The 25732-nt window shown below is 46.0% G+C and carries 22 protein-coding genes and 1 CRISPR repeat array; of the genes, 16 read left to right on the forward strand and 6 right to left on the reverse strand.

The features are described from left to right. Positions 1-99 precede the first annotated feature (99 nt). From NP165_RS14135 to NP165_RS14145, 3 genes are all read left to right on the forward strand, one after another. Positions 100-1023, forward strand: coding sequence for a DMT family transporter (locus NP165_RS14135; protein WP_257086372.1), 924 nt, complete (start codon positions 100-102; stop codon positions 1021-1023). Positions 1024-1422: 399 nt separating this feature from the next. Beyond that, positions 1423-1731, forward strand: coding sequence for a DUF1289 domain-containing protein (locus tag NP165_RS14140; RefSeq protein WP_257086373.1), 309 nt, complete (start codon positions 1423-1425; stop codon positions 1729-1731). A 134-nt stretch (positions 1732-1865) separates the two neighbouring features. Continuing rightward, positions 1866-2930 (forward strand): DUF4382 domain-containing protein, encoded by a 1065-nt coding sequence (locus NP165_RS14145; protein WP_257086374.1) that lies wholly within the window; start codon positions 1866-1868, stop codon positions 2928-2930. Positions 2931-2999: 69 nt separating this feature from the next. Here the strand turns inward: NP165_RS14145 and viaA are convergent, their stop codons facing one another. Together viaA and NP165_RS14155 are read right to left on the reverse strand one after the other, a co-directional pair. Continuing rightward, complete coding sequence (viaA, locus tag NP165_RS14150) at positions 3000-4445, reverse strand: ATPase RavA stimulator ViaA (protein WP_257086375.1); 1446 nt, start codon at positions 4443-4445, stop codon at positions 3000-3002. A 10-nt stretch (positions 4446-4455) separates the two neighbouring features. Next, positions 4456-6120, reverse strand: coding sequence for an ATPase RavA domain-containing protein (locus tag NP165_RS14155; protein WP_257086376.1), 1665 nt, complete (start codon positions 6118-6120; stop codon positions 4456-4458). Between the two features lie 268 nt (positions 6121-6388). On the opposite strand from NP165_RS14155, the gene NP165_RS14160 reads away from it, so the two are divergent. The 4 genes from NP165_RS14160 (at position 6389) to NP165_RS14175 (ending at position 8991) form a co-directional block, all read left to right on the forward strand. Then, positions 6389-6919 carry an NUDIX hydrolase gene (locus tag NP165_RS14160; RefSeq protein ID WP_257086377.1) on the forward strand — a complete coding sequence of 177 codons (531 nt, stop codon included), beginning with the start codon at positions 6389-6391 and terminating at the stop codon, positions 6917-6919. Between the two features lie 28 nt (positions 6920-6947). Beyond that, positions 6948-7952, forward strand: a complete 1005-nt coding sequence (gene ltaE, locus NP165_RS14165; RefSeq protein ID WP_257086378.1) for a low-specificity L-threonine aldolase — start codon at positions 6948-6950, stop codon at positions 7950-7952. A gap of 86 nt (positions 7953-8038) precedes the next feature. Further along, positions 8039-8362, forward strand: a complete 324-nt coding sequence (locus NP165_RS14170) for a c-type cytochrome (protein ID WP_257086880.1) — start codon at positions 8039-8041, stop codon at positions 8360-8362. A gap of 119 nt (positions 8363-8481) precedes the next feature. Further along, positions 8482-8991, forward strand: coding sequence for a glycine zipper 2TM domain-containing protein (locus NP165_RS14175; protein WP_257086379.1), 510 nt, complete (start codon positions 8482-8484; stop codon positions 8989-8991). Between the two features lie 97 nt (positions 8992-9088). Here NP165_RS14175 and NP165_RS14180 read toward each other — a convergent pair whose 3' ends face one another. Continuing rightward, complete coding sequence (locus NP165_RS14180) at positions 9089-9820, reverse strand: PEP-CTERM sorting domain-containing protein (RefSeq protein ID WP_257086380.1); 732 nt, start codon at positions 9818-9820, stop codon at positions 9089-9091. Between the two features lie 632 nt (positions 9821-10452). On the opposite strand from NP165_RS14180, the gene cas1f reads away from it, so the two are divergent. The 7 genes from cas1f to NP165_RS14215 all read left to right on the forward strand — a co-directional run bounded on the left by cas1f (position 10453) and on the right by NP165_RS14215 (position 21181). Then, positions 10453-11427, forward strand: coding sequence for a type I-F CRISPR-associated endonuclease Cas1f (cas1f, locus tag NP165_RS14185; protein ID WP_257086381.1), 975 nt, complete (start codon positions 10453-10455; stop codon positions 11425-11427). Further along, positions 11424-14738, forward strand: coding sequence for a type I-F CRISPR-associated helicase Cas3f (gene cas3f, locus NP165_RS14190; protein WP_257086382.1), 3315 nt, complete (start codon positions 11424-11426; stop codon positions 14736-14738). The genes cas1f and cas3f overlap by 4 nt, the downstream gene beginning before the upstream one ends. Before the next feature lie 34 nt (positions 14739-14772). Next, a complete protein-coding gene (gene csy1 / locus NP165_RS14195) occupies positions 14773-16056 on the forward strand; it encodes a type I-F CRISPR-associated protein Csy1 (RefSeq protein WP_257086383.1) in 1284 nt (427 codons plus the stop codon). Further along, entirely contained in the window at positions 16056-16988 is a 933-nt protein-coding gene (gene csy2 / locus NP165_RS14200) for a type I-F CRISPR-associated protein Csy2 (RefSeq protein ID WP_257086384.1), read from the forward strand. The genes csy1 and csy2 overlap by 1 nt, the downstream gene beginning before the upstream one ends. A 16-nt stretch (positions 16989-17004) precedes the next feature. Beyond that, positions 17005-17991: a type I-F CRISPR-associated protein Csy3 gene (gene csy3, locus NP165_RS14205; RefSeq protein ID WP_257086385.1), complete on the forward strand. Its 987-nt coding sequence runs from the start codon at positions 17005-17007 to the stop codon at positions 17989-17991. Between the two features lie 2 nt (positions 17992-17993). Further along, entirely contained in the window at positions 17994-18548 is a 555-nt protein-coding gene (gene cas6f, locus NP165_RS14210; RefSeq protein WP_257086386.1) for a type I-F CRISPR-associated endoribonuclease Cas6/Csy4, read from the forward strand. A 136-nt stretch (positions 18549-18684) separates the two neighbouring features. Beyond that, a CRISPR array of direct repeats spans positions 18685-20632; the repeat unit is 28 nt; unit sequence CTTCACTGCCGCACAGGCAGCTAAGAAA. Positions 20633-20875: 243 nt separating this feature from the next. Beyond that, the gene (locus tag NP165_RS14215; RefSeq protein ID WP_257086387.1) at positions 20876-21181 is read left to right on the forward strand and encodes a monooxygenase; all 306 of its coding nucleotides are present in this window, start codon (positions 20876-20878) and stop codon (positions 21179-21181) included. Positions 21182-21318: 137 nt separating this feature from the next. On the opposite strand, the gene NP165_RS14220 is transcribed toward NP165_RS14215, so the two are convergent. Both NP165_RS14220 and NP165_RS14225 read right to left on the reverse strand, forming a co-directional pair. Beyond that, positions 21319-22347, reverse strand: a complete 1029-nt coding sequence (locus NP165_RS14220) for a methionine synthase (RefSeq protein ID WP_257086388.1) — start codon at positions 22345-22347, stop codon at positions 21319-21321. Positions 22348-22377: 30 nt separating this feature from the next. Next, positions 22378-23352 carry a DUF1852 domain-containing protein gene (locus NP165_RS14225; protein ID WP_257086389.1) on the reverse strand — a complete coding sequence of 325 codons (975 nt, stop codon included), beginning with the start codon at positions 23350-23352 and terminating at the stop codon, positions 22378-22380. Positions 23353-23767: 415 nt separating this feature from the next. Here NP165_RS14225 and NP165_RS14230 point away from each other — a divergent pair, with 415 nt between their 5' ends. Further along, a complete protein-coding gene (locus tag NP165_RS14230; RefSeq protein ID WP_257086390.1) occupies positions 23768-24151 on the forward strand; it encodes a DUF2784 domain-containing protein in 384 nt (127 codons plus the stop codon). Continuing rightward, positions 24148-24903, forward strand: a complete 756-nt coding sequence (locus NP165_RS14235; protein ID WP_257086391.1) for an alpha/beta hydrolase — start codon at positions 24148-24150, stop codon at positions 24901-24903. Before NP165_RS14230 ends, NP165_RS14235 begins: the two co-directional genes overlap by 4 nt. 102 nt (positions 24904-25005) lie before the next feature. On the opposite strand, the gene NP165_RS14240 is transcribed toward NP165_RS14235, so the two are convergent. Continuing rightward, positions 25006-25575, reverse strand: coding sequence for an NnrU family protein (locus NP165_RS14240; RefSeq protein WP_257086392.1), 570 nt, complete (start codon positions 25573-25575; stop codon positions 25006-25008). Between the last annotated feature and the right edge of the window lie 157 nt (positions 25576-25732).

Genomic DNA, 25732 nt, shown 5'->3' on the forward strand with positions numbered 1-25732 from the left:
AATCATCAAAATCAATCTATTTATTAGCCAACTTTGCCATATTTCGTTCCTTTATACGAATCATAATTAATGAACCAATAACAAATCGATAACACGTCTATGATTTCTGGCTACTTGGCAATGTTTGCCACCTTACTTCTTTGGTCTGGCTTTTTTCTTTCCCTACGCAGCGGGGCGCATTCTGAACTGACATCGGCCGATATTGCGTTCACGCGCTTCCTCATTCCTTGCTTAGTTCTGCTGCCATTTGTGATTAAATCATTTAAACAGCTTGTGGCGGTCCCTAAACGTTACTTACTGGGTATGTTTATAGGCTGTGGCTTGCCCTACTTGCTGGTTGCTGGAACGGGCATGCAGTTTGCTCCCGTGTCAGACGGTAGCGCTCTTATTCCTGGCACCTTACCGCTATTTGTGTCAGCCATTGCTATTCTGTTGTATAAGCAGCCTCTAAGTCATCATCGGATAGCCGGATTGTCGCTGGTCGTGATTGGCATATTCGCCTTTCTCTATCAAAGCGTGACGCAGCTTGATAGCGGGTTGTTACAAGGTCACATGCTATTTTTGATTGGTAGTTTCATGTGGGCGACGTTTACCATTTGTGCGCGGGTTTCCAACTTACATCCAATGGTCACGGCAGGGTTTATTTCCTTGCTTTCGAGCTTATTGCTCGTGGCATTAGTTGCGAAAGGTACCCTACCCAGCTACTTAGTCTCTACGCCTATTTCAGAGTGGCCATGGAAAGAGCTTTCTGGGCATATTGTTTTACAAGGCATTGGAGCTGGGTTGATCGCGTCTTTTACCTATCTAAAAGCCATTTCCGTGCTTGGGGCAGAAAGAACAGCAGCATTTGGCGCGGCGACGCCAGCAATCGCGACACTGCTTGCCATTCCAGTATTTGGTGAAGAACCGACATTAATAGGATGGCTCGCACTGAGCTTAGTGTGTGTAGGCAGTTTAATCGCGAGTAACATTTTCATGAAACAGGACGCGTCTCTTCTTTATCAACCGCCCAAATTCAAATAAGCACAAACCAAATTGGGGTGCATACAGCTAAACGAAACAGCGGCCGAGCATAAGAGGAGTGCCGTAATCTCACGGCAAATGGAGCAATGATAAAAAGTGCAATGAGCAAATGCATTGCACTTTTTTCAATAAGCAGCTCCAGACACACAAGATAGAATAACCAACACACTACTTCTACGTTGGTTAGGTGTAGTTTCTTCCCTAAAGCAGTTAGAAACAGAGCAGCAGTAAGCAAAGGTATCATCAAATTCGACGTTGTTTTGGATTAATATTTTATCCTTACACATTAATGATAATAATTATCACTTGCAACAACTTTGTTTACCCATGCGCATTATTAGTGATCTCGCGACATTCGTATTATAGTTTCGCTATTGAAACAACTCGGATATTTATATTTTGAAATCACCTTGCGTCGCAGCGTGCAAAAACAATGGTGGCATATGCAGTGGCTGCCATCGAACTATGGATGAAATCTCTCAGTGGCGACATCTTAGCGACGAGCAACGAGACTCCGCCATGAATACTCTCGCTGGTAAAGAAGCGACTCACCAATGCCCCTCTTGCGATAACAATGCGGTATGCGACATTAGCTTGGGGAAAGAGACCTGTTGGTGTTTTGAACTCGAAGAACGCGATACTTCCACTTTACAAAAGTCTAATACCTGCTTATGTCGTAAGTGCCTAAGCAAGCTACCTATCGCATAAGAATGTGCGCTTATCTCATAAATAGGACATTTGACCCAAATTTGTCATGCCACTAACCTTTATTGACTAAACTCTCATAATCTTCTGTTTTTACTCACATAAAATTCCAGCTAAACGATAAATGGGAATGTTAAATGGATACTCTTAAAGTTAGTTTACTTGGTACAGCAGTGGCGTTAACTCTCGCGGGTTGCGGTTCGGATAGTGATTCTTCTACTGGCTCCACTACGCCTGTTACTGTCTCCGTGTCTGATGCGCCTATAGATGACGTGACTAAAGCGGTAGTCACCTACAGCAAAGTGGCGTTTCTTCCTATCGGCGGAGGCACACCACAAATTTTCGACGTCTACAAGACAGATGAAGATGGCAACGCGGTGGACGAAAATGGTGACCTTTTACCTGACGGTGAAGCCCCAATACCACTGAGCGTCAACTTGCTTGACTACCAAGGTGGGAACTCGATTGAACTGATTAAAAACAAAGTCATTCCTACTGGTGAATACAAACTTTGTGTCTTTGCCAATGACGGCGATCACCCTACATACCCATCCTACGTGGTTGATAAAGTGACCAACAATGAGCTACCACTCACGGTAAAAGGTGACGGTGCTTGCCCTCAAGGTGTCGGCAAAGAAGCGAATGCAGGTGTACTGTTCTTCAACAACGCCTTTACAGTAAACTCTAACAACAACGATTACGTAGTAGAGTTTGACCTGCGCCGTGGACTAAAAGCCGTCACTGGCGAGAACAGCTATTCGCTGCAACGTACCTCGGTGTCATTAATTAACACGGTGGCGACGGGTGAAATTACAGGCAATGTAGAGTCTGCTTTCTTCAACGCCTGTGTCAATGACACTGCTGCCTCTACCTCGTTCACTAACACCAATGGACATGCTCACGCGGTCTACTTGTATGAAGGCAATATTGAGCAAGAATTCATGGGCCCATTTGCAGGCTTAGCTGGCATGCAAGCGCCAGTCGCTACAGCAAATGTGGTGACTAAAGACAATGGTAACACCTACGAATATGAGTTCGGGTTCGTGGCACCAGGTACTTATTCTATTAGTTATACCTGCACAGCCAACGATGATACCGAAGAAGGTATTGTTTCAGGAGAAACGTTCAGCATGTTCGGTTCTCAAAGTGGGTTGAACGTTTCGGCAGGTTCAGAAACCCAAGCCGACTTTGATGCACTCTAAGTCTTACATCACAAACAAAAATAGGAGCTCATTGAGCTCCTATTCATTGTTTCGTTAACTATGTTCCAACTACCATTTCTTCATAATGCGTCCGACTAAGTTTGGATGATAAGACCAACAGTGATCGAACATCGTCATCAGCTCAGGGTTACCATATTTAGACAAGCTGATGGCATGAAAACGATTTTTGCGCGCTTTCAACATCTCAACACGCGCTGCCATTTCTTCTGACTGCTTAGGTGCAATAAAGTCGGAGATAACGACCATATCCGCGTTTTTGTATTTGTCTCCTGACATAAGATCGATAGACTTCATTAACACCGGCTCTAAGTCTGTACCACCGTGGAAGCTGTAAGTGAGGAAATCGCTCGCTTCACGCAATCCATCCTGCTTCGTCAGTTCATAGGTAATTTGTTCGGTCGAAAACAAAATCACGTAGCAATCCCGGTCTTCAGCGAGTGCAATTTGCATCAGCGCATACGCCATCGCTTTCGCGCATTGCTCTGGGAAGCCACTCATTGAACCCGAGGCATCAACACAAACGATGAATGGCCCTTTCTCCACATCGACCGATTTGTTGTCCGGACGCTGCGCCCTTACCTTACGCAGTGTGCGAGACTTCCCTTGCATTTTATAGTTCATGAGTCGTTTATCGACTAAGTGCTTATAAAACACCACTTCAAGTTCAGGATACGCAAGAAACATCGTCTCGTTTGGCAACAACTTATTTAAATCATCACTTTCATGGATACCGACGATGTCATCCGTTGCTTCATCGGACTTTTCTTCAACCATTTGAAGATCTTCCGCAGGCGCTCGATTGAGTTCAGGATCGTCCACCTGCCCCGCCATTCGCCCTAGCTTTTCGGCAATCTCTTGTAGCCCTTTGTTCTTTTTAAGAAACTCAGCGTGACGCTTCATTACTGTCAGGTCAGACTTACTCAGTTTGGCAGACGCCATATCCCACAAACGACCGACACTGCTTTCGTCCCCCTCTTCCGTCACTTTGTCCATGTTTTTCATGGTTTCCATGCGTTGGTAAAGATCTTTGAGGACTTTCTCTTTGTTCGCTTCCAGTTCTGTCAGTTGCGCCTGTTTTATCGCATCTGACAAACTTTGATACCACTGGTCGCAAAAGTAGTGCGGAAACATAGGATTGTACAAACCCTTGTTCTTTTCGATCAGACGCCTTGCCTGTAGATAAAACGCTGAGTGCCACTCTAGCTTTTTAAGAATGGTTGGGATCTCGTCAAAAAACTGTTGTTCATCCCAATGTATGACTTCTTGGTAGAGCGCAAGCTCCTGCTGAAATCGCTCTGTTTCACATACTTTAGTAATGCGCTTTTTAACGCTACCGCGCCACTTGAGTATGTGGTTTTTTACCGAAGATTTTACACCTCGGTTTTCCGCCATCGCCATCACCTGAGAACGCGCCATCAAATCATTCACAGCCGAATCAATAATCCCGGAATCGGCGATCATCAAGGCAAGATTTAGTCCATCTGCTCCTAACATTCACCACTCCTTACGAGAAGAATTGATTCAGGTTCTTGAAACGAAAAACCGTACGTTCACATTCGTTTTTAGTCGACTCTATGACCTGCTGAAGATTCTGAAGGCTCGACTCCATTGCGCGTGGCAATTCTGGGTCAACGAAATTATGCGGCAAAGCGCCATGAAAGTTTGAACGTACTTTGCGTAGGTGATGTTCTGCTTGGTTCAGCTGCTCCAAAGCCGTTTCTGACTTACTTAACCACTCTTGATATGTTGAATCATCTAGGCCTTTGTTAGTGACCACCGCCACCATTACAGCGCGATTAGCGATATCTTTAATCACTAAGTGGTTAGCTGCATCAACGTCAAAACGTAGTCGACACATATTGGTGTTTTGGTTTACATAACCGTATACGTCACCGTGCCCTTCCTTAATCACGCGCTCTAGATCGTTCTTAGGAACATAAACCCAGCGACTATCCCCTTTTTCAGACTCAGAAACAGACATGTTGCTTTGCAGAAGAACCAATTTAACGAGATCATAAGCACTGCCTACCTTGTAGCTTTTTGCGCCTGAAATGTCATAACTGTTCACCTGCTTTTTGAGAAGTCCTGTTGAGGATTCCGTAGAAAGCATGATGCCAAATTGCGATTCGAGCTCTTCTTGAATGTCAGATAACTCCTCGCGACACAGTGTAATTTGTTGTTCCACATCCTGCTGATCAAATGCATGTTTCAGAGCAAATTCTCTGATGACTTTTTGTACTACTTCGCGGGACTCAGGGCTGTTCCATAGGCAGTCTTGTAGCAACAGCAAATCGAGAGGATTAATCGCATCTCGGCCATTAAAATAGGCGCTGGCTTTAAGCAACTTGACGGCTTTTTTCCAGCGACGATCCGAGACATACATATCGGTATTGGCGATATCGACACCAGTGCTCTCGGTCGCGGCTTTCTCCAGCATGCTCTTTAAGTCAAACAGCTTTTCAAACACGGCATCAGACAGCTCCAATCGCTCCAACTCAGCCTGCCACTGATGGTATTCCGCATCGGTAATGGCTAAACCCTCTGGCACTTTCGCTTCTTGAGGTGTACCCACTGTCAGCATCGACTTAAAGTTCTGCTTGTTCTGAATTCGGTTAACAAACACACGAACCAACATACGGTCGTACAGTGCTTCCAGTCCGCTGTCTTCATCGGGCAGTTCGTTAGACGCAGACACCAACAAACGCATCGGCACTCGTTCTATATCGCTACCATTTTTGAAGGTTTTTTCATTCACGACTGTGAGCAGTGTATTCAAAATCGCGGGGCCTGCTTTCCAGATCTCATCCAAAAATACAACTTGCGCCGTCGGTAAGTAGCCTTCCGTTAGGCGAAGGTAGCGCCCGTTGTCTTTTAGCTCCTGAATGCTTAACGGGCCAAACACCTCTTCTGGCGTTGAAAAGCGCGTCATCAAATACTCAAAATAGGACGAATTATCAAACGCTTGGATTAAGCGTTTTGCGATTAAACTTTTTGCAATACCAGGAGGGCCGAGTAGAAAAACGCTCTCGCCAGCTAACGCGGCAAGTAAACACAGTTTGATGGTGTCTTCTCGCTCGTAAACGCCATCAGAGAGCGCATGCGCTAACTTATTGATTCGTTCAGAGAGCAACGCTTTTTGTGAGTGAGACACCTGAGTAGGATTTATCATTGTTGCAGCCCTCTGAAATCACCGAAATGTACTGTATATATGATTTTATACATTTGTTATCACTTTGTTACAAGTGCAATTTTTATAATGAACAAATGTTTATATCAGAGGCATTAATCTGGAAATGTAATGAAATCAATGTTTCCATTATTGAGAGCGTAATCACTTTTCGTTCCGGTATTCGTATTCAATCACGGTCATTTCTTCTTTTCTTCATATAAATATGCGGATAAGGTAGCAGCTGTGTTAGCAGATAAGTAATAACAACATGCCATCGCCTTCTTCTCGAAAAACCATTCATACGTGGAAACATATCTCTTTAGTCGAAGAGCAAATAACACTGCCAAACGGAAAAGATATCGTTCACACCACTATCGCTCACCCTGGCGCTGCAGTGATTCTCCCAATAAGCGAAGACGGCAAAATCGTCATGGTGAATCAGTTTCGCCCTTCTCTACATAAATGGTTGCTAGAATTACCAGCTGGCACACTGGAAAGCCCAGAAAACGTGGAGGAATGCGCGAAACGTGAGCTGGAAGAAGAGACGGGATTCAGTGCCAAAGAATTCATCGCGCTTGGCCAAGTAACACCGCTAGCGGGATTCTGTGATGAAATTCAGTATTTGTTTGTCGCAAAAGGGCTGAGTGAAACCTGTCGTTATGAATGTGACGACGACGAAGTGATCGAAGTGGTACATCTATCCATCGAAGAGTTAGAACAAAAAATCGTGAATGATGAGATTACTGATGCCAAGACAATTGCATGTGTGAGTAAAGCGAAACTGTGCGGCTATATATAAGATAATAAAATGGATATAGGAGATAAAAATGGATTTTCGTTCAGATACTGTCACTAAACCAACTGACAACATGCGTAAGGCAATGGCGGATGCGATAGTTGGAGATGACGTTTACGGTGACGACCCTACAGTCAACGACTTAGAGAATTGGGCGGCTGAGCGTCATGGGTTCGAGGCAGCCCTCTTTACTACGTCTGGAACGCAAGCCAACCTGCTAGCATTAATGTCACACTGTGAACGTGGTGACGAGTATCTGTGTGGGCAACAAGCTCACAACTATAAATTTGAAGCAGGTGGTGCAGCGGTACTGGGATCGATACAACCTCAACCGATTGAAAACAACCCTGACGGCACACTCGATTTTGCAAAACTCAAAGCAGCGATTAAGCCTGACGACTCTCATTTTGCGCGCACAAAACTCCTCAGCCTAGAAAACACCATCAACGGGAAAGTCCTGCCGATGTCTTATCTGGAAGAAGCGCGTCAGTTCGTCAATGAACACAATCTGGCGCTGCATCTTGATGGCGCTCGTGTTTACAATGCAGCTGTGGCATTAAATGTCGATGTCGCGGAGATTGCCAAGCATTTTGATTCTATGACGATCTGTTTATCGAAAGGACTAGCAGCGCCTATTGGGTCGCTGTTATTGGGTAATAAAGCGTTCATCGCCAAAGCTCACAGACTTCGTAAAATGGTCGGCGGCGGTATGCGTCAGGCGGGAATTTTAGCCGCAGCAGGTAAACTGGCACTGACAGAACAAGTCGAGCAGATAAAGACGGACCATGTGAATGCGAAGCTACTGGCGAGAAAGCTATCTGAATTACCCGGCTTTAACGTAAATCCTGATTTCGTACAGACCAATATTGTGTTTGCTAAGTTAGATCCTCAAGTCAACATCGACAGTATTGCGGAAAAACTCAAAGCGGACGGGATCACCATCTCACCCGGCAATCCGGTTCGATTCGTGACCCATAAAGATGTCTCTGATAGCGATGTTATCGCTCTGGCAAACAATATCAAAAAATATCTTTAAGTTAGCCACTTATTGATCTCACTACATTGAGCTTCCCCTTAGGGGAGGCTTTATTGTTATCTGCAGTACAACAGTTCGAGATCACCATGAAAGCAAGAATCCCTACCTTAATTGCAGCGCTGACTTTTACTGCCATTACTGCCCAAGCAAGCGAGCTCGGCAATGCAGAACTTGGGCAAGTAAAATCACCAAGCTGTGTGTTTTGTCATGGCCCGAAAGGTCAAGCAGTCAATCCAAGCTATCCAAACTTGCAAGGCCAAAACGCACAGTATCTATTTGAGTCAATGCAAGCGTATCAACGAGGCGACAGGACGGGCGCACTGGCAGAAATGATGCGAGCGCAACTGTCTAAACTCAACAAACAAGATTTAAAAGACATTGCGGCTTACTACGCCGAACAAAACCAATAAGCTTAGATGACGTAGAATGTTACTGACCAAACACTAACAAAACTATTTACTTACTCTGATGTCCGGCGATGAACAATCCGTTATGTTAGCAAGGTCAAATTGCTAATAGGAATAAAGACATGAAAATGCGTAGTTTCGTTTTGGCGGCTGTAGCGGTTACCGCTTTATCAGCATGTAAAGATGATACGCCGACGGTCGCGAATATCACCATGGTAGAGAGCGTCACTAAAACAGTAAAACAACCTTTTCAGGAATGTGTTGATGTCGTCGTGACACATAAGGCTAAGCCTACTGATGAAAATCGAATTTTAGGTACTGTTGGTGGTGCCGCAGCTGGTGCAGCACTAGGCAATCAGTTCGGTGGTGGTTCGGGTAAAATCATTGCAACAGCAGCGGGCACAATTGCAGGCGCGATGACAGGCCGAGAAATCCAAGGCAATATGCAGAACAATAATGTCGTCAGCACAACGGAAAAGCAGTGTCACACTAAGTACACAACAACGACGCAAGTAGTCGGTTACGATGTCACGTATGAGATTGCTGGTTTACCTACTACGGTACGTTTAAAGAACAAACCTGCAGGCAAAACCTTCCCTATTCAAAATGACCGTGTCATTTTGCCAGAATAAGCACACAACAACTTCTCTCGGCTTTTATTGCTGAGTGATGTTAGCTGTACAATAAAGTCCCTCCACACTAGGAGGGGCTTTGAGCTTTAACAATCATTTAAATCGAGTTATCACACTCCATTTTTCTATTTTTGGCGCGCTGGTAGCGTAAAAAGCCGACTCCGAGTAATCCCAACCATAACGATGCCAATGTCTCAGGTTCTGGAACTGCGACTGCGAATGGAGTCGCCGCCTCTCCAACGGTAAGTGATACAACAAAGTCATCAAAATCGGCATCCGAACGCGCACCGCCATCGTCATAAAACAAGTAAGCTGTTGAAAAGTCTAAGTGGTATTCGTCCTCCCCGTAAAAACCAAAGAAGAAACTTGGCTCATCATAATTATTCACCCCATTTAACACGGTAGATGAACAGCCAAAAATAGTGCATCGACTAAACCCAAACGGCAAAGCTTCGTTATCTTGGTGAGTGAACGTTTCCGTTTCCGTTCTATTAAAAGAGTCAGCTTCCGTGAGAATCGTACTCGCCCTTCTACCATTAGATTCAAATAATACGTTCCTACTCCAAATAGAGGACTCTGATCCTAAGTATGTAAAATTGAGATCGTAGGAGCCTTCATTGTTACCATCAAAAAATAAATTTGCCCCCATCCAACCAAAGATTTTAGTTGGGTCAACGTAATCATTGTCGAATGTTGTCTGAACCACGCTACTCAGTGAATACAACGCATCTCCACTTTGTATTTTATCGACGAGTAGCCCTGCGTGGGTATTAGTAGCGAGCAAGACACAGGATGCAACCATGGGTAGAAACAATTTGCCTTTTAACATCGGGACTCCTTCTGTCATCTTTTAGTTTATCTAATTTCCTACTGAACATTTGCACTAGCAAGCAATAAGATTCGTATCTAGCACAAATCGAACCAATTATTTTTATATTTAAATTCAAATAATTAAGATGATAGTTTTATTTTGTTGTAAAAAGATCTGACACTAAAGTTTATAAATCTCACTAAAGATTAGGTAAATACTCATTGGAATACTAAATGAGAAAGATAATATTTAAGTAAAGTCCTCGATTAGGAAATTAAGCCAAAGCGGTGATTAATGCATTCAACATTAAGACGTTCAAAATTGGCGGAATAAGCCTCATTAGCGCTTTATTGCCATGCCTGGCCCCACAATTCATTTAAACGACACCATGTCGCCAAATTGGGCTGTTTGATCTCACTTATCGCGGGACATTTCTGAGTTACGGAAGGTAGTAAGCAGGTAACTGAGATAATCATCAACTTTTAGGTATCCACACTCATTTAAAACTATGTTTTTTTCGGTTTTGTTTTAAGTTATGTGTTTATGCGTTTGGTTTTATAAATGTTGAGATTTCATATCTAATCAATGCGTTACAAAAACGCCAACTCTATCTTTTATAACTCTGCGCTTAGCCTAGGGAGGCTCTGTCAATGAATCACACTTTCACACCCAGCGAAATGAAAACCGTATTGCACTCAAAAAGGGCGAACCTTTACTACCTGCAGCATTGCCGCGTGCTGGTTAATGGTGGTCGCGTTGAATACGTAACCGAGCAAGGTAAAGAAAGCTTGTACTGGAACATTCCTATTGCAAACACAACCTCAATCTTGCTAGGGACAGGTACCTCAGTCACACAATCTGCGATGCGTGAACTTGCCAAAGCGGGCGTCTTGGTGGGCTTTTGCGGTGGGGGTGGTACACCGTTGTTTTCAGGGAACGAAGTGGAAGTCGATATATCTTGGCTGACCCCTCTATCCGAATACCGTCCGACAGAGTATCTACAAAAATGGGTTAGCTTCTGGTTTGACGACAGTAAACGTTTAGCAGCCGCAAAACAGTTTCAACTTGCGCGACTCGCCATGATCAAAAAACACTGGTTATCGGCCAGTGTGCAAAAGCAGTTTCCTGTCCAGGACACTCAACTTATGCCCGTTTTAGAGCGATTCGAGCGCCTACTTGCCGATTGCGAAACCACCCAAGATGTACTGCTACTTGAGGCAACCACCACCAAAACGCTTTACAAACTAGCCTGCCAAGCAGTGAACTATGGTGATTTCAAACGTTCAGAACGCGGCAATAGCAACGATATCGCCAACCAATTTTTAGATCACGGTAACTATCTCGCCTACGGACTCGGTGCAACCGCATGTTGGGTAATTGGACTGCCACACGGCTTAGCCATTTTGCACGGTAAAACAAGGCGTGGCGGTTTGGTCTTCGATGTTGCCGATATCGTGAAGGATGCCTTGGTGTTGCCACAAGCATTCATCTCCGCGATGGCTGGCGACGACGAGCAAGAGTTTCGTCAACGCTGTCTCAATCAGCTGCGTTCAGGAAATGCGCTTGATGTGATGATTGATACGCTACAAGCCACAGCTGAACACTGCGCGGAGATGGTGGTATGAACATCTTGCTGATTTCGGAATGCAGTAAACAAGCATTGATAGAAACGCGGCGTGTGCTAGATCAGTTTGGTGAGCGTAAAGGACAGCGCTGCTGGCAAACACCCATCACTTATGAAGGGATGAAAACCCTGCGCATGTTGCTGAAAAAGAGCGCGCGCAAAAACACCGCCGTCGCCTGCTATCGCATTTATGGAAAGAACCACACCGAGTTAATGTGGGTTGTGGGAAAGCGTAGCAAGTTTAATCTAGAAGGTACTGTACCAACTAACCGCACCCAGCGTGATATCCTGCGTGCCAGCGATGAAAGCAGCATGCACAGTAATCAAGCTATTGCTTTGATGGCAGGCATTGCCGGACTATTTCACGACTTTGGAAAAGCGAACACCTTATTTCAAAATAAGCTACGTGGCAAAGGGAATGGATATGAACCCTACCGTCATGAATGGGTCTCAATGCAACTCTTCTTAGCTTTTGTTGCGGGTCGTGATGATAGAACCTGGCTAAGCGCACTGTGCGACTTAAAAGCAAACCACGAGGAATCTCGGCTTAATACATTTGAGTTAAGTGAAAGTGTCGTATTTAGGGATATTGCTGCATACAGCCCACTCGCAGCGGCCATTGCATGGTTGATTGTCTCACATCATCGCCTGCCCCAACAGCAAGGTAAAACGTCACCGAACCAAGAGATCAATGCTGCTGACCGCTGGTTCCATCAAGGGATCGGCGTTGAATGGAACGCTGCAAATCATCTCAATACCAACTTTTCTGACACAGAGAAAAAACTGTGCGCTGAATTTCCTTATGGTTTACCTTTGCAAAGTGGCACATGGCGGGCCAAAGCGGCATCCCTAGCAACTCGAGCACTGCAATTACCAAACTTACGTGACTATGCGCGTATAGACCTCGCTTACCCAATGCATGTGGCGCGCATGGTGCTTATGCTGGCAGACCATGCATACTCATCAGACATCGCCCATACACACTGGCAAGACAGCAATTATCAGGCCTACGCCAATACCGACCGTAAAACCAAAACGCTCAAGCAAAAGCTCGACGAACATTGCGTCGGTGTCGGTCATAACGCTTATCTCCTAGCCAAAGTATTGCCGAGTTTACGCAGTGCACTACCCACCTTGATCCGCCACCCTATGCTGAAAAAGCGCGTCAGTCACCCCAAATTTCGCTGGCAAAATAGCGCCTATGAAGTGTTATCTGGTGCAAAACCAAAGGCAGATCAGCAAGGGTTATTCGCTGTTTTGGCAAGCTCGACGGGAACTGGTAAAACGATCGCGGGCGCGAAGATGGCGTATGCACTGGGTGATCAGCAACAAGGGTGCCGTTTTAGTGTGGCATTGGGTTTGCGCACATTAACATTACAAACAGGCGATGCGCTCAAAGAAACATTAAGCCTTGACGATGATGACATCGCCGTGACCATTGGCTCACAGGCTGTTAAAGATCTCTACATCCACAACAAGAAAGATCTAGAGGCAGCGAGAGAATCGGCCACGCAATTCACTGGCAGTGAGTCACAGCAGATGTTTGCCGATGACTATGTGAAATACGATGGTGAGCTAGAGAACACCTATTTAAACCGCTGGCTCAAAGATGACTGTCGCGCCAGTCTTCACAAACTGATCAGCGCCCCTATTTCGGTCAGTACCATTGATCACCTGATCCCCGCGACCGAAGGTGTGCGAGGCGGACGTCAAATAGGCCCGATGCTGCGTTTGATGACCAGTGATTTGATCCTTGATGAGCCAGACGATTTTGATGTGGCCGATTTACCCGCATTATGTCGGTTGGTGTATTGGGCCGGCTTATTGGGTTCACGGGTTATCCTTTCTTCAGCGACACTACCGCCCGCCTTGGTCAGCGACCTATTCGATGCCTACGTGCATGGGCGAAAACAATACAATGTGGCGAACGGTCATGCGCAAAGCGATGCGGTTGTGGCTGCTTGGGTCGATGAATTTAGCGCTAACAGTGAGACAGTTGCAAACAAGACCGATTTTAAACAGCTGCATGACCAGTTCGTTGATGAGCGAGTGAAACAACTTTCCAAAACCAGCGACCCAATACACAGAGGGGCGCTGATAACGCTAGAGAATGAAAGCGATAATCCAGTGGATGTCTTCGCCCAAACCATTCTCAACCATGCACAAGATCTCTCGCGTCATCATCATACCGAACAAGCGGATAAGACCTTTTCAGCGGGTTTAGTCCGAATGGCAAATATTGAGCCCATGCTGGCAGTCGCGAGTCGATTATTTTCGCTATCCCCACAACCAGATACCCGCATTCATTATTGCGTCTACCACAGCCAACAACCGTTGTTGGTACGCTCTACGCTTGAAAATGAACTCGATAGCCTACTCAAACGTGATCCCAACACACCGATTACAGCGCACCCAAAAGTACAGCAGATGATGGCGAACGCCCCTGAAAAGCACCACGTATTTGTAGTATTAGCAACACCCGTTGCTGAGGTAGGTCGTGATCATGATTACGATTGGGCCATTGCTGAACCCAGCTCAATACGTTCCATTATCCAACTATCCGGTCGGGTCCAGCGTCACCGCCGCCTTGCACAGCAAGTGCCAAATATATTAATTTTCAATAAGAACTTTAACGCGTGTCAAAATCGTTTTCCTGCCTATTGCAAACCCGGGTTCGAATCGAACCAATCCTATCGTCTCAATAGCGCCAAGCCAGATACAGACAGCCAGTGGCTTAGCCTGACAACCCATGATCTCGCTGATCCCGCACTACTCCCAGAAAACGCCTTCGATGTAATCAGTGCTGCGCCTCGTGTCCAACAACCCAAAGAATTATATTGCCGTGAAACCAGACGTGCCAATGGCTTCATCGCACTGGAACATTTGGCCTTGAACTTCAACTTACGAGACAAAGGCAGGGTGTGGTGGGCATCCGACTATGCCCACCTATTTGGCGAAATTCAACGCCAGACTCCGTTTAGACAAAGTGTGCCGAGCATTGAATACATCGTTGAAGTCGATGAGGGTTGCTCAATGGTCACACTATTGGAGTGGGACGATTTGGGTGAAGAATTTATTGACTCCGATAAGGTGAAACTTGCACCACAGTTGGCACTCGCAGAAGGCATTAGTGCATTTGGGGAAAGCAATCTTGCACAACAAATACAAGAACTGGCAGAAACGCGCGAGATAGAATTTGAGACCGCACAACGCCGTTATAGCACCATTCAGCTTAGAGAACTGACCAAAGGTAAACAGTGGCTCTATTCACCGTTATTAGGGCTCTTTGAGGGAGAATATTTCACACCATGACACAACAATGTGAATTATCACAACAGGAGGTGGCATGCCATCAACATTAACTGAGCGAATTGTTGCCTACATTGCAGAGCGAAAGGCAACAAAACAAGAAGCGCTCGATAAAGAGATCAGCAAAGCAGGTGACGATAACGCCACACTCGCCTTGCTATCTGAAACGCAACGCAAGCTCAATACCGATTTTACTACCAACACATGGCTTGATGGCGCGGCCAAAAAGGCTGGGCAGATCAGCATGGCAACCCATGCGGTTAAGTTCACTCATAGTGCCGCAAAGGGCAGTAATCTCCTTGCTGAACAACTGGGTCACGACAATCGCTATATTGATACCTTCTGTCTCGCACAACCAGCCGTTGATGCGGTCGGAAATGCAGCAGCACTGGATGTCGCGAAGTTGCTGCAACTGACAGACGATACTGGTAAAAGTCTGCTGCAATATCTCAAGCAAGGGCAATCTGCCCCGTTGGATCCATTGACTGACGACCATGCACAACTGACAAGCTGGGTCGACGGTTTATCAGCGGCATTACAAAACCGTGCGCCAAGTAGCCATACACTCAGTAAACAGGTCTATTTCCCCGTTGCAGAAGACCCTTCTGGGTACCACCTTCTTGCGCCCATGTATTCTTCATCCCTGTCTCAGGCTGTATACAACGAAATTCAACATTCGCGCTTTAGCCAAGAAATGAAAGCCGTTCGTGATGCACGTAAAGCCAATAAAGCCGATAACAAGATGTTGGTGGCCTATCCTGATATCGCCATCACTGTCGCAGGTGGATCGAAGCCGCAAAACATATCTCAACTTAACTCGGGTCGAGGAGGTTTAACTTATTTGCTCAACGCACGTGCTCCTGAGTGGCAAAGCCAGCTGCCAAGGCTGAGTCAAACACCAGTGATATTTGAACAGTATGCGGTCCGTGCCGCCACTCGCCCACTGATTCATCGCTTGGCTACCTTTATCAAAGCAAATAAAGACGAAATCAGTACCCAATCTCACCGCGAAGCCCTTGAGCAAAAGGTAGATGAGATCGCCGAAGCCGCTTTGAATGCCGTGGCCGCTTGGCAAACACTACCAGCGGGATGGAGTAACGCGTATTCGCAACTTTCTGCATTTACCGCACGATGGCTCGACCCTGCCAACCCCAAATGGCAGGAAGAAAACGACGACTGGCGTGAACCGCTGAGCACGGAGTTTGGTTTGTGGCTTAAAGACAGTGTTGTCGCAGCGGGACGGCGTGAATTCATACTCGGTGCAGGCGAAGCCGATGAATGGCGGCAACAATTTAAGCAGCTGCTTTGGGAGGTGAATTAATGCAATACCTAGTTTTAAAACACATCCGTATCGCCAATGCGAATGCCATTTCTGGCCTGACGTGGGGCTTTCCAGCTGTAAGCCACTTTCTCGGTTTTACTCATGCACTATCGCGAAAAGCACAAAACAGTCAGCATCAGCTCACCCTCACTGGCTGCGGAATTGTCTGCCATCAACATCAGGTCCATTGCTACCGAGATACCCTATACGAGCCTTATGGTTTTGCGCTGACTCGCAACCCGCTAACAAAAGAGGGCAAAACCGCACCCATTGTCGAAGAAGGCCGTATGCACCTCACGGTATCGTTGATCATTGAATGTGAAGGGTTGAACACATCCTGCGAGCAAACCAAAACTGAACAGTTGAATTTCATCAAGCAGTTAGCGCAGAGCCACAAACTGGCTGGCGGCACAATCACCGCCATCCACGATTGTTATCAACTTGATCCTACTCACCATAAACGTGAACTGCGTAAATTGTTACCGGGATTTGTGCTGGCCGATGCGAGCTCGTGCTTGGCTGCTCTCAATGAATCAGAGCCAAATGATGCACTGCAGCATTGGCTCGACTTTTCTGCGCTGAAATATGCCAGCGAAGTAAGAGAAAGCGAAGATGGCGAAGAGCAAGTGAGCTGGGAGCGTGTCGCCAAGCCATTTTCAGGCTATCTCGTTCCGGTGCAAATCGGCTACAAAAAAATTGCGCCAACGTTCGCGGCAGGTGAAGTAGCGAATGTCCGCGATAGCCAATCACCCGTCAGTTTTGTCGAATCGGTCTACAGCGTAGCTGAGTGGATCGGTAGCCCGAGCCGTATTAACAGCCTCCGCGACATGATTTGGCAATACCGTTACCACGATCCGTTTTATGTCTGTCACACCGCATCAGTAGCGGCAACACAGTTTATGTCGAACGAAGACCTCAATGACGATTTTTAAGAATAAGGGATAGAAAATGACAAAATTAACAACACCTTCCGTACTCGCTTTCGAATCTAAACTAGCGTGCTCAGATGCCTTAATGTACGCAGGGAACTGGCAACAACGTGACAAGGTTGATGCATGGCAGCCAATATCCGTCATTGAAAAAGCAGTACGCGGTACCATCTCTAACAGAGTCAAAGGCGCGAAGGCGAGCAAAATTGACGCAGAAGTAGAAAAAGCCAACCTACAAACCGTCGACAATGCCGCACTGCCTTTCGATGCTGATACCCTAAAGCTAGAATTTACCCTGCGTGTACTGGGTGATTTATCAACGCCGTCAACATGTAACAACCCAGATTATCAAACAGCTTTAGCCGCCATGATCCGCCAGTACGTTGAGAATAATGGCTTCAAAGTGGTCGCTCATCGCTACGCTTCCAACCTCGCGAATGGCCGTTTCCTGTGGCGTAATCGCGTCGGTGCGGAAGCCGTAGAAGTACGTATCTCTCACCATGACAAACAGTGGGTGTTTGATGCCCACGCACTCACTTTAAAAGCGTTTGACGAGCAAAACCAAGACTTAGCTGACATTGCTTCCATCATCGAACAAGGGCTAATGGGTGAAAAAGCGACACTGCTAAAAATAGAAGCGTTTAGTCAGTTAGGTGACGGGCAAACTGTCTTCCCTTCTCAAGAGCTAGTGATGAACTCAGGTAGCGGAAACAAGAGTAAATTCCTATATCAACTGAACGGCCAAGCAGCGATGCACTCGCAAAAGGTTGGCAATGCACTGCGCACCATCGACACTTGGTACCCGCAGGCGGATGAGTTCGGACCTATTGCGATTGAGCCCTATGGTAGCGTGACCAATCGCGGCGTCGCTTATCGCAAGCCGAAAGAGAAGACCGACTTTTACAACCTGCTGGACAATTGGCTACTCAAAGATCAAGCGCCAGAACTAGAGCAGCAGCATTATGTCATGGCGATGCTGATCCGTGGCGGCGTATTCGGGGAGTAAGTATGGACTACTATTTGGATATTCAGGTACTCCCCGATTTGGACATTTCAGCTCCAGCGCTAATGAACAATTTATTCGCCAAATTCCACCGAAGCATGACTCAAACACTTCCCGGTGAAATTGCAGTGAGCTTCCCCAAATACCACCGCTCATTAGGTGATGTACTTCGGTTGCATGGCACTGAACAAAATTTAAGTCAACTAATGGCATTACAATGGCTAAAAGGACTGAGGGACTACACCGACGTGAGCGACATTCGCAGCGTGCCAACTGATGTTAAAGGGTATCGCAATGTGTATCGCGTGCAAAAAAAGTCCGTGCATAATCGTCGTAAACGTTCAATTGCCAAAGGTTGGTTGTCAGAAGAGGAAGCAATTCATCGCATCCCCGATGAAGCGCAAAAAATGTTGAAACTCCCCTTCTTACAGTTAAAAAGCTTATCTAGTCAGCAAAACATGCGTGTGTATGTCGCCCTAGGTGAGCTGCTGTCAGAGCCAACGACTGGGCCTATCAACAGCTACGGTTTAAGTAAGACAGCAACCGTACCTTGGTTCTAGTCTCCCTGACCCTTTTTTTCTCACCGCTGTAAGTGATTGATTTTATATCAGCATTCGCTACGGCGAAAAAAAGGGTTTTCTTGGTTAGTTTCCCACAAGCTCTTTAAGAATCAGGTGTTATACCGTATTATCTTCACTTCACTGCCGCACAGGCAGCTAAGAAATGCAGGATTTCATCACTCTGATTTAACTCAATCTTCACTGCCGCACAGGCAGCTAAGAAAGTTGAAATGGCAGGGGTGAACGACACCGACGTCTTCACTGCCGCACAGGCAGCTAAGAAAGTCACGTGGCGCAGTGCGTCGGTGCTCTTTGCCTTCACTGCCGCACAGGCAGCTAAGAAATTGCATCCATCTCAGTGCGGCGATCACACCATCTTCACTGCCGCACAGGCAGCTAAGAAACCAAACGTGAAATAACCATACGGGTTAAACAACTTCACTGCCGCACAGGCAGCTAAGAAAAGGAAGGCGGCTTCTATTTCTGGGGCAACCGCCTTCACTGCCGCACAGGCAGCTAAGAAAAATATGTGGCTTCGTACTGTTGTGAAGGCAGACTTCACTGCCGCACAGGCAGCTAAGAAAGAAAATGCCCTTTGAATGGTTGTAACGGCGTTCTTCACTGCCGCACAGGCAGCTAAGAAAACAGCGCGATGGCTGCCCATTCGTGAATTGACCTTCACTGCCGCACAGGCAGCTAAGAAATGATGGGGTTTCGGTGGTGTCGATAAGCGCCACTTCACTGCCGCACAGGCAGCTAAGAAAATGAACGCAATATAAAGCGCCACATACATGGTCTTCACTGCCGCACAGGCAGCTAAGAAAATGATGCATTCTAAACCCTTCCCATTCGTCTACTTCACTGCCGCACAGGCAGCTAAGAAAATGATTGAGCACTACGTTCTTTGATTCTTTAACTTCACTGCCGCACAGGCAGCTAAGAAAAACAGCATGGATGAGTTTACCCCACCAAAATACTTCACTGCCGCACAGGCAGCTAAGAAAAAGAAAACGGCGGGGGATGTCAGACAGTATGACTTCACTGCCGCACAGGCAGCTAAGAAAATATTACACCGCCGTCATGTTATGCCAGAAACCTTCACTGCCGCACAGGCAGCTAAGAAAAACAACGTGGTAAAAATTAGGTAACGAAAAGTCTTCACTGCCGCACAGGCAGCTAAGAAATATGGCTATCTGACCTTTCACGTTTAGCTGCCCTTCACTGCCGCACAGGCAGCTAAGAAAAATGAGTCAGCCGCTTTGCTGTTAGATTCAATCTTCACTGCCGCACAGGCAGCTAAGAAATTGCTCGCGCCGTTGGCGTCTGCGCCCATTTGCTTCACTGCCGCACAGGCAGCTAAGAAAGTTAGGCCCGTGTTGGGGTCAATGCCTTGCTGCTTCACTGCCGCACAGGCAGCTAAGAAATCTTGTATAATTGACTGTATTCCATTGTTTAACTTCACTGCCGCACAGGCAGCTAAGAAAAAGTTCACTTTAAAGCAGGCTCGCCCGTTCCACTTCACTGCCGCACAGGCAGCTAAGAAAATTATCGATAAATGTCGCGCGATATGGATAACCTTCACTGCCGCACAGGCAGCTAAGAAACGGCACTAAACCCCGTGCCAAACTATGCGCTTCTTCACTGCCGCACAGGCAGCTAAGAAAAGAACATTTGAAACCATTTTACTTTCGCTTGTCTTCACTGCCGCACAGGCAGCTAAGAAAGGCAGCCCTTGCAGCGCCAGTAGCAATACGGGCTTCACTGCCGCACAGGCAGCTAAGAAATTATTGTGATAACCATCATCTTCCAGCGTAAACTTCACTGCCGCACAGGCAGCTAAGAAAAGCAACGTCGATGATTTAATTACGCAAGCGATCTTCACTGCCGCACAGGCAGCTAAGAAAAGAGGCCGCTTCATCTCTACGTGATATAGCTTCTTCACTGCCGCACAGGCAGCTAAGAAAAAACGCTGAATATGAATTGTCATTTGGTGCAACTTCACTGCCGCACAGGCAGCTAAGAAAACTCACACAGCAAGCTAGTGGAACTATGTCGACTTCACTGCCGCACAGGCAGCCAATTGAGCCAAACAAATGCTCTGTACCATTGTCTGTATACGGCAACAGTATTCCATCTAAGCTACTGTATTCCATTACTCAAGAGTCGACCTAGTTCTCACTGTCTAGTTTTTCCACGTTGAATGACGATATTTTGAACTTTATTGTCGATTAAATCAGTTTAAGATGACCCTTAATGGTTGCTGTAGTCAGGTCATTTCTTGGTCGGGCTACTTGGCAAGATAAAAACACTTAGACAAGGTATCAAGCATGAAAAAATTACTTCAGATTAATTTCTCTTTTAATGGTCCATTTGGAGAGGATATGTCTAATGGATTAAAAGCGTTAGCTGAGTCGATAAATCAGGAGCCAGGATTTATCTGGAAGATTTGGACAGAGAATGAAAAAGGGAAAGAAGCTGGCGGTATCTACCTTTTTGAAGACGAGGCTTCTGCACAATCTTACCTTGAAATGCACACCGCTCGCCTGAAACAATTTGGGGTTGAAGAAGTACATACCAAAATTTTTGATGTCAACGTACCGCTTACAGAAATAAATAAAGGTTCTCTTGGCTAATTCCTACATCGGTATCAACACGTAAATCCGCATAGATATGAGTTTAAAATGGCAGGTCAACTTGAGGTTAACTCAAATCGTGCCTGCCATTGTGCTAGATAATGTATGAATTAGTACATGAGTGGTTCCGACTACCGCTATGCAGAAAGCTCTCTTCGGACAATCTCCGCACCCGCACTTAATGCATTAAGCTTGGCTGTTGATACTTCGCGAGACAAAGGGGCCATGCCGCAGTTGGTGCAAGGATAAAGTTTATCGGCATCGACATACTTGAGTGCTTCTCGCAGTGTATTTGCTACTTCCTCTGGTGTTTCAATCTCGTTGGTCGCAACATCAATCGCACCGACCATTACTTTCTTACCGCGAATAAGCTCAAGCAACTCGATAGGCACACGAGAGTTGTGACACTCTAGCGAGATAATATCAATATTCGACTTCTGCAGTTTCGGGAACACTTCTTCGTATTGTCGCCACTCAGAACCGAGCGTCTTCTTCCAATCCGTATTCGCTTTAATGCCGTAACCATAACAGATGTGCACCGCCGTTTCGCACTTCAGCCCTTCGATTGCGCGCTCTAAACACGCAATGCCCCACTCATTAACGTCATCAAAGAATACGTTAAATGCTGGCTCATCGAATTGGATGATGTCAACGCCTGCAGCCTCTAGCTCTTTAGCCTCTTGGTTTAGGATTTTCGCAAATTCCCACGCCAGCTTTTCACGGCTGCCATAGTGGTCATCATAGAGCGTATCGATCATCGTCATAGGACCAGGCAACGCCCACTTAATAGGTTGTTTGGTTTGCTGACGAAGGAACTTGGCATCTTCCACAAAAACTGGTTTTGTACGGCTCACTGGGCCAACCACCGTCGGGACACTCGCCTCATAACGGTCACGGATTTTCACCGTTTTACGGTTCTCAAAATCTACACCGTTTAAGTGTTCAATAAAGGTCGTCACAAAGTGCTGGCGAGTTTGCTCGCCGTCGCTAACGATATCGACACCGGCCAGTTCTTGCTCTTGCAAAGAGACGCGTAGCGCATCGCGTTTGCCATCAATAAGTTCCTCACCTTGCAGTTTCCAAGGTGACCAAAGTGTCTCAGGCTCAGCCAGCCAAGAAGGTTTAGGTAAGCTGCCAGCCGTTGAAGTCGGTAATAGTGTTTTCATTGTCATTTCCTTCCAGATTCTCGTTATCGATTACGCGTAGTTTGCAGACCATTGTTCAAGCAGTGATTGATAGGGTTTAATAAAATGCTCCTCGGCAAATTTACCCTGTTCAATCGCAAGCTGGCTGCGTTCTGCTCGGTCGTAAACGATTTGAGTTAACGAGTGGTCTAGGTTCTTTAGGTTTGGCTGGTAACAGTTACCAGCAACCGCATTGGCATTATAGATTTCTGGTCGGTAAATCTTTTGGAATGTCTCCATGGTGCTAATGGTGCTGATAAGCTCAAGGTTCGAATAGTCATTCAGCAGATCACCGAAGAAATAGAATGCCAAAGGTGCAACGCTATTCGGCGGCATAAAGTAGCGAACCTGTAAGCCCATCTTCTTGAAGTATTGTTCGGTCAGCGAAGACTCGTTTGGCTGATATTCAAAACCCAAAACAGGATGTTGGTTCTCAGTACGACGATAGACCTTGTTGTCCGACACGCTTAGGCAGATCACTGGCGGCTTTTGGAAGTGCTGTTTGTAAGATTCTGAGTTAACAAAAGACTTAAACAACTTGCCATGCAGATCGCCAAAGTTATCTGGAATGCTAAATTTCGGTTGGTTCTTGTTATGATCCAGCAATAGAACGCTGAAGTCGTAGTCACGGACGTAAGAAGAAAAGTTGTTGCCCACAATGCCTTCGATGCGCTCGTTAGTCTTGTGGTCCACGATGTTGGTTTTCAGCACTTCAATCGACGGGAAGGCTTCTCCACTGCTCTGGATGTCCATATCAACAGAAATGATTTCAAGCTCGACAGAGTAACGGTCACCTTGCGGGTTGTCCCAGTGTGCCAACGCATTAAAACGATTGTCGATCATTCTAAGTGCATTGCGCAGGTTATCTTGGCGGCTGTTTCCACGAGCCAAATTAGCGAAGTTCGTTGTGATGCGCGTGTTGTCTGCTGGTTGGTAATTCTCATCAAACCTGAGACTTTTAATAGCAAATGTGAAATCGTTATTCATCGTGAGTTGGTATCCTATTTCCTTAGATAAAGCTGACTTTTTCTCACTCTGTACATGGGGGTAGTTTTGTTTTTTGGTTTTCCCAATCGTTAGGTTGCGCAGCGTTTTACGACGAAGAATTTGACTAAAAACAGCTATCACAGTGACTAACACCAGAGCAGTCCGTTTGTTATACCCGCGTCACGAGTTGAATAATATTGGTATTGTTTCACATTGAACATGAAGAATATTCATGTAGAGGCAAAATTGGTTGGGATCATGTATTCGCTCCGCTGAAACTATCCCCAGATATTGTTGATAACACTGAAGAGCACAGGCGTTTCAGGTCGGTATAACTTTCAAACTCGACGCTCAATGTGGATAACCGTTATTGTTTTGATAAGCTATTTTTAACCAAGGGTAAGGATGGTAGCTTATGATTTATCGAATGCTGGCCGATCTTGTTGTGATACTTCACCTCGTATTTATCGTCTTCGCGTTGCTCGGGGGCTTGCTGGTGCTATGGCGCGGCTATATGTTGTTTGTCCATGTCCCCGCAGCACTATGGGTTGCCGTGATCAGTTTCAAAGGCTGGATCTGCCCTTTAACGCCATTGGAAAACCAATTGAGACATGCGGCAGGTGGCGAAGGTTATCCGGGAGGGTTTGTCGAGCACTATATCATTCCTATTATTTATCCGGCAGGGTTGAGCTTTGATGTCCAAGTGTTATTGGGTATCACCGCTTTGGGAGTCAATATAGCTATTTATGCGTTCGTCTATTACTGGTATAAGTTCAAACAAGAAAGGTGGCGGGAATGAAAAGCATACTGGTTACTTTGGTGGTGTGCTACGCACTTACTGCGCTTACTTTTTACTCCCTTCAACGTCGGTTTCTGTACTTCCCCCAGCCTACCAGTGATGTTTATGGCAAGATGAATACCAGCTTCGTGGTTGATGGCAAACAAAGGTTTGGGTGGGCACTCAATAAAGGTCAACCTAAAGCGTTAATCTATTACGGTGGGAACGCGGAAAGTATCGAAGCCAATATTCCATTCTTCAAGTCAGTTATCCCAAATTATACCATCTATCTGATCCCATACCGGGGTTATGGCAATGATGTAGGTGCGCCTACTGAGAAGGCTTTATATCGCGATGCTATGCAGATATTTCAGCTGATTGAGAGTAAACATGATTCAATATCCTTGATGGGCCGGAGCTTGGGCTCAGGTATTGCCACCTATGTAGCAGCGAACCGACAAGTAGACAAACTAATATTGGTGACGCCCTTTGATAGCATAGAAAATGTCGCAAAAGATATTTATTGGATGTTCCCTATTTCATTATTGATCAAAGACAGATACCGTTCTGCGGATAGGGTGAAGAATATTACGGCTCAAACCTATATCTTCATTGCAGAAGACGATCAGGTAATCCCACGAGCTAGAACCAATCAACTCGTCGCTAAGTTTGACGATCAGTTGATAGAGGCCGTTGTCATTACTGGTGCAGGTCACAATACTATTTCGCAGTTTCCTTCCTATGTGTCAGGACTGAAACGGGCATTGGATTAACTCATCGTATAGTCTGGCAGTTCTGTTAGAAACCATTTTAATAGCCTTTGACACTGTTTGGCGCAAATTTGGTTCAAGTAAACAGGGCCAACATAGTGACCATCAACTCATTAAAGGAACACCGATTAAATAGCCGTGCAAAAACACAACAAATAGTGCAAAAACAGCCGTTCCAACTACCACTACTAGCACGTCATTAATCCAAGAATCCTTTAAAGGCGACACTACTCTTTGCTGGCGTTTTTTCATCGAGATAAGATCAACGACCGCCCATAGTAAGAAAGATCCAAACAACAGCACTTCGGCTACGTTGCCATTCACTAGCAAATGGGAACATGCCCAAAGTATCACGGACAATAACTGCGGATTTTTTGTGACTGATTTTATTTTTCCGGGGAAGTACGGAGCCAAAAATAAGATGAATCCGACCAGCATCAAAATAGAGACTAATGGCCTTAACGATTGAACACCAAGATATATAACGCTCGGCTCTACCCTGAGCGCTCCATATCCAGCAACAACAAGGTAGAGACCTAACAACGACAGCAAGGCATAAGCGGCTTTATACGCCTTTTCATTTTTCGTCACTAACGTTTCCCGATACGCTGGCGCGATAATCGAAATCGAGTGGACTCCAAGAAACAAGACTAAACCAAGTATTAAGCTGACCATTCCGTTGCCCCATGACTTAAAAATTTAGGTTGTCTCAATTATATAGCGCATGACAGGCATCAGAAAAAGTAAGCCAAATGAGATTTTGATGGGCTGGCGGACTATTCAGACAAGATATCGGCTGGGTTACGACCTTTTATGTTCTTACTTCTAGCCT

The organism is Vibrio japonicus (assembly GCF_024582835.1).
Taxonomy (GTDB): Bacteria; Pseudomonadota; Gammaproteobacteria; order Enterobacterales; family Vibrionaceae; genus Vibrio; species Vibrio japonicus.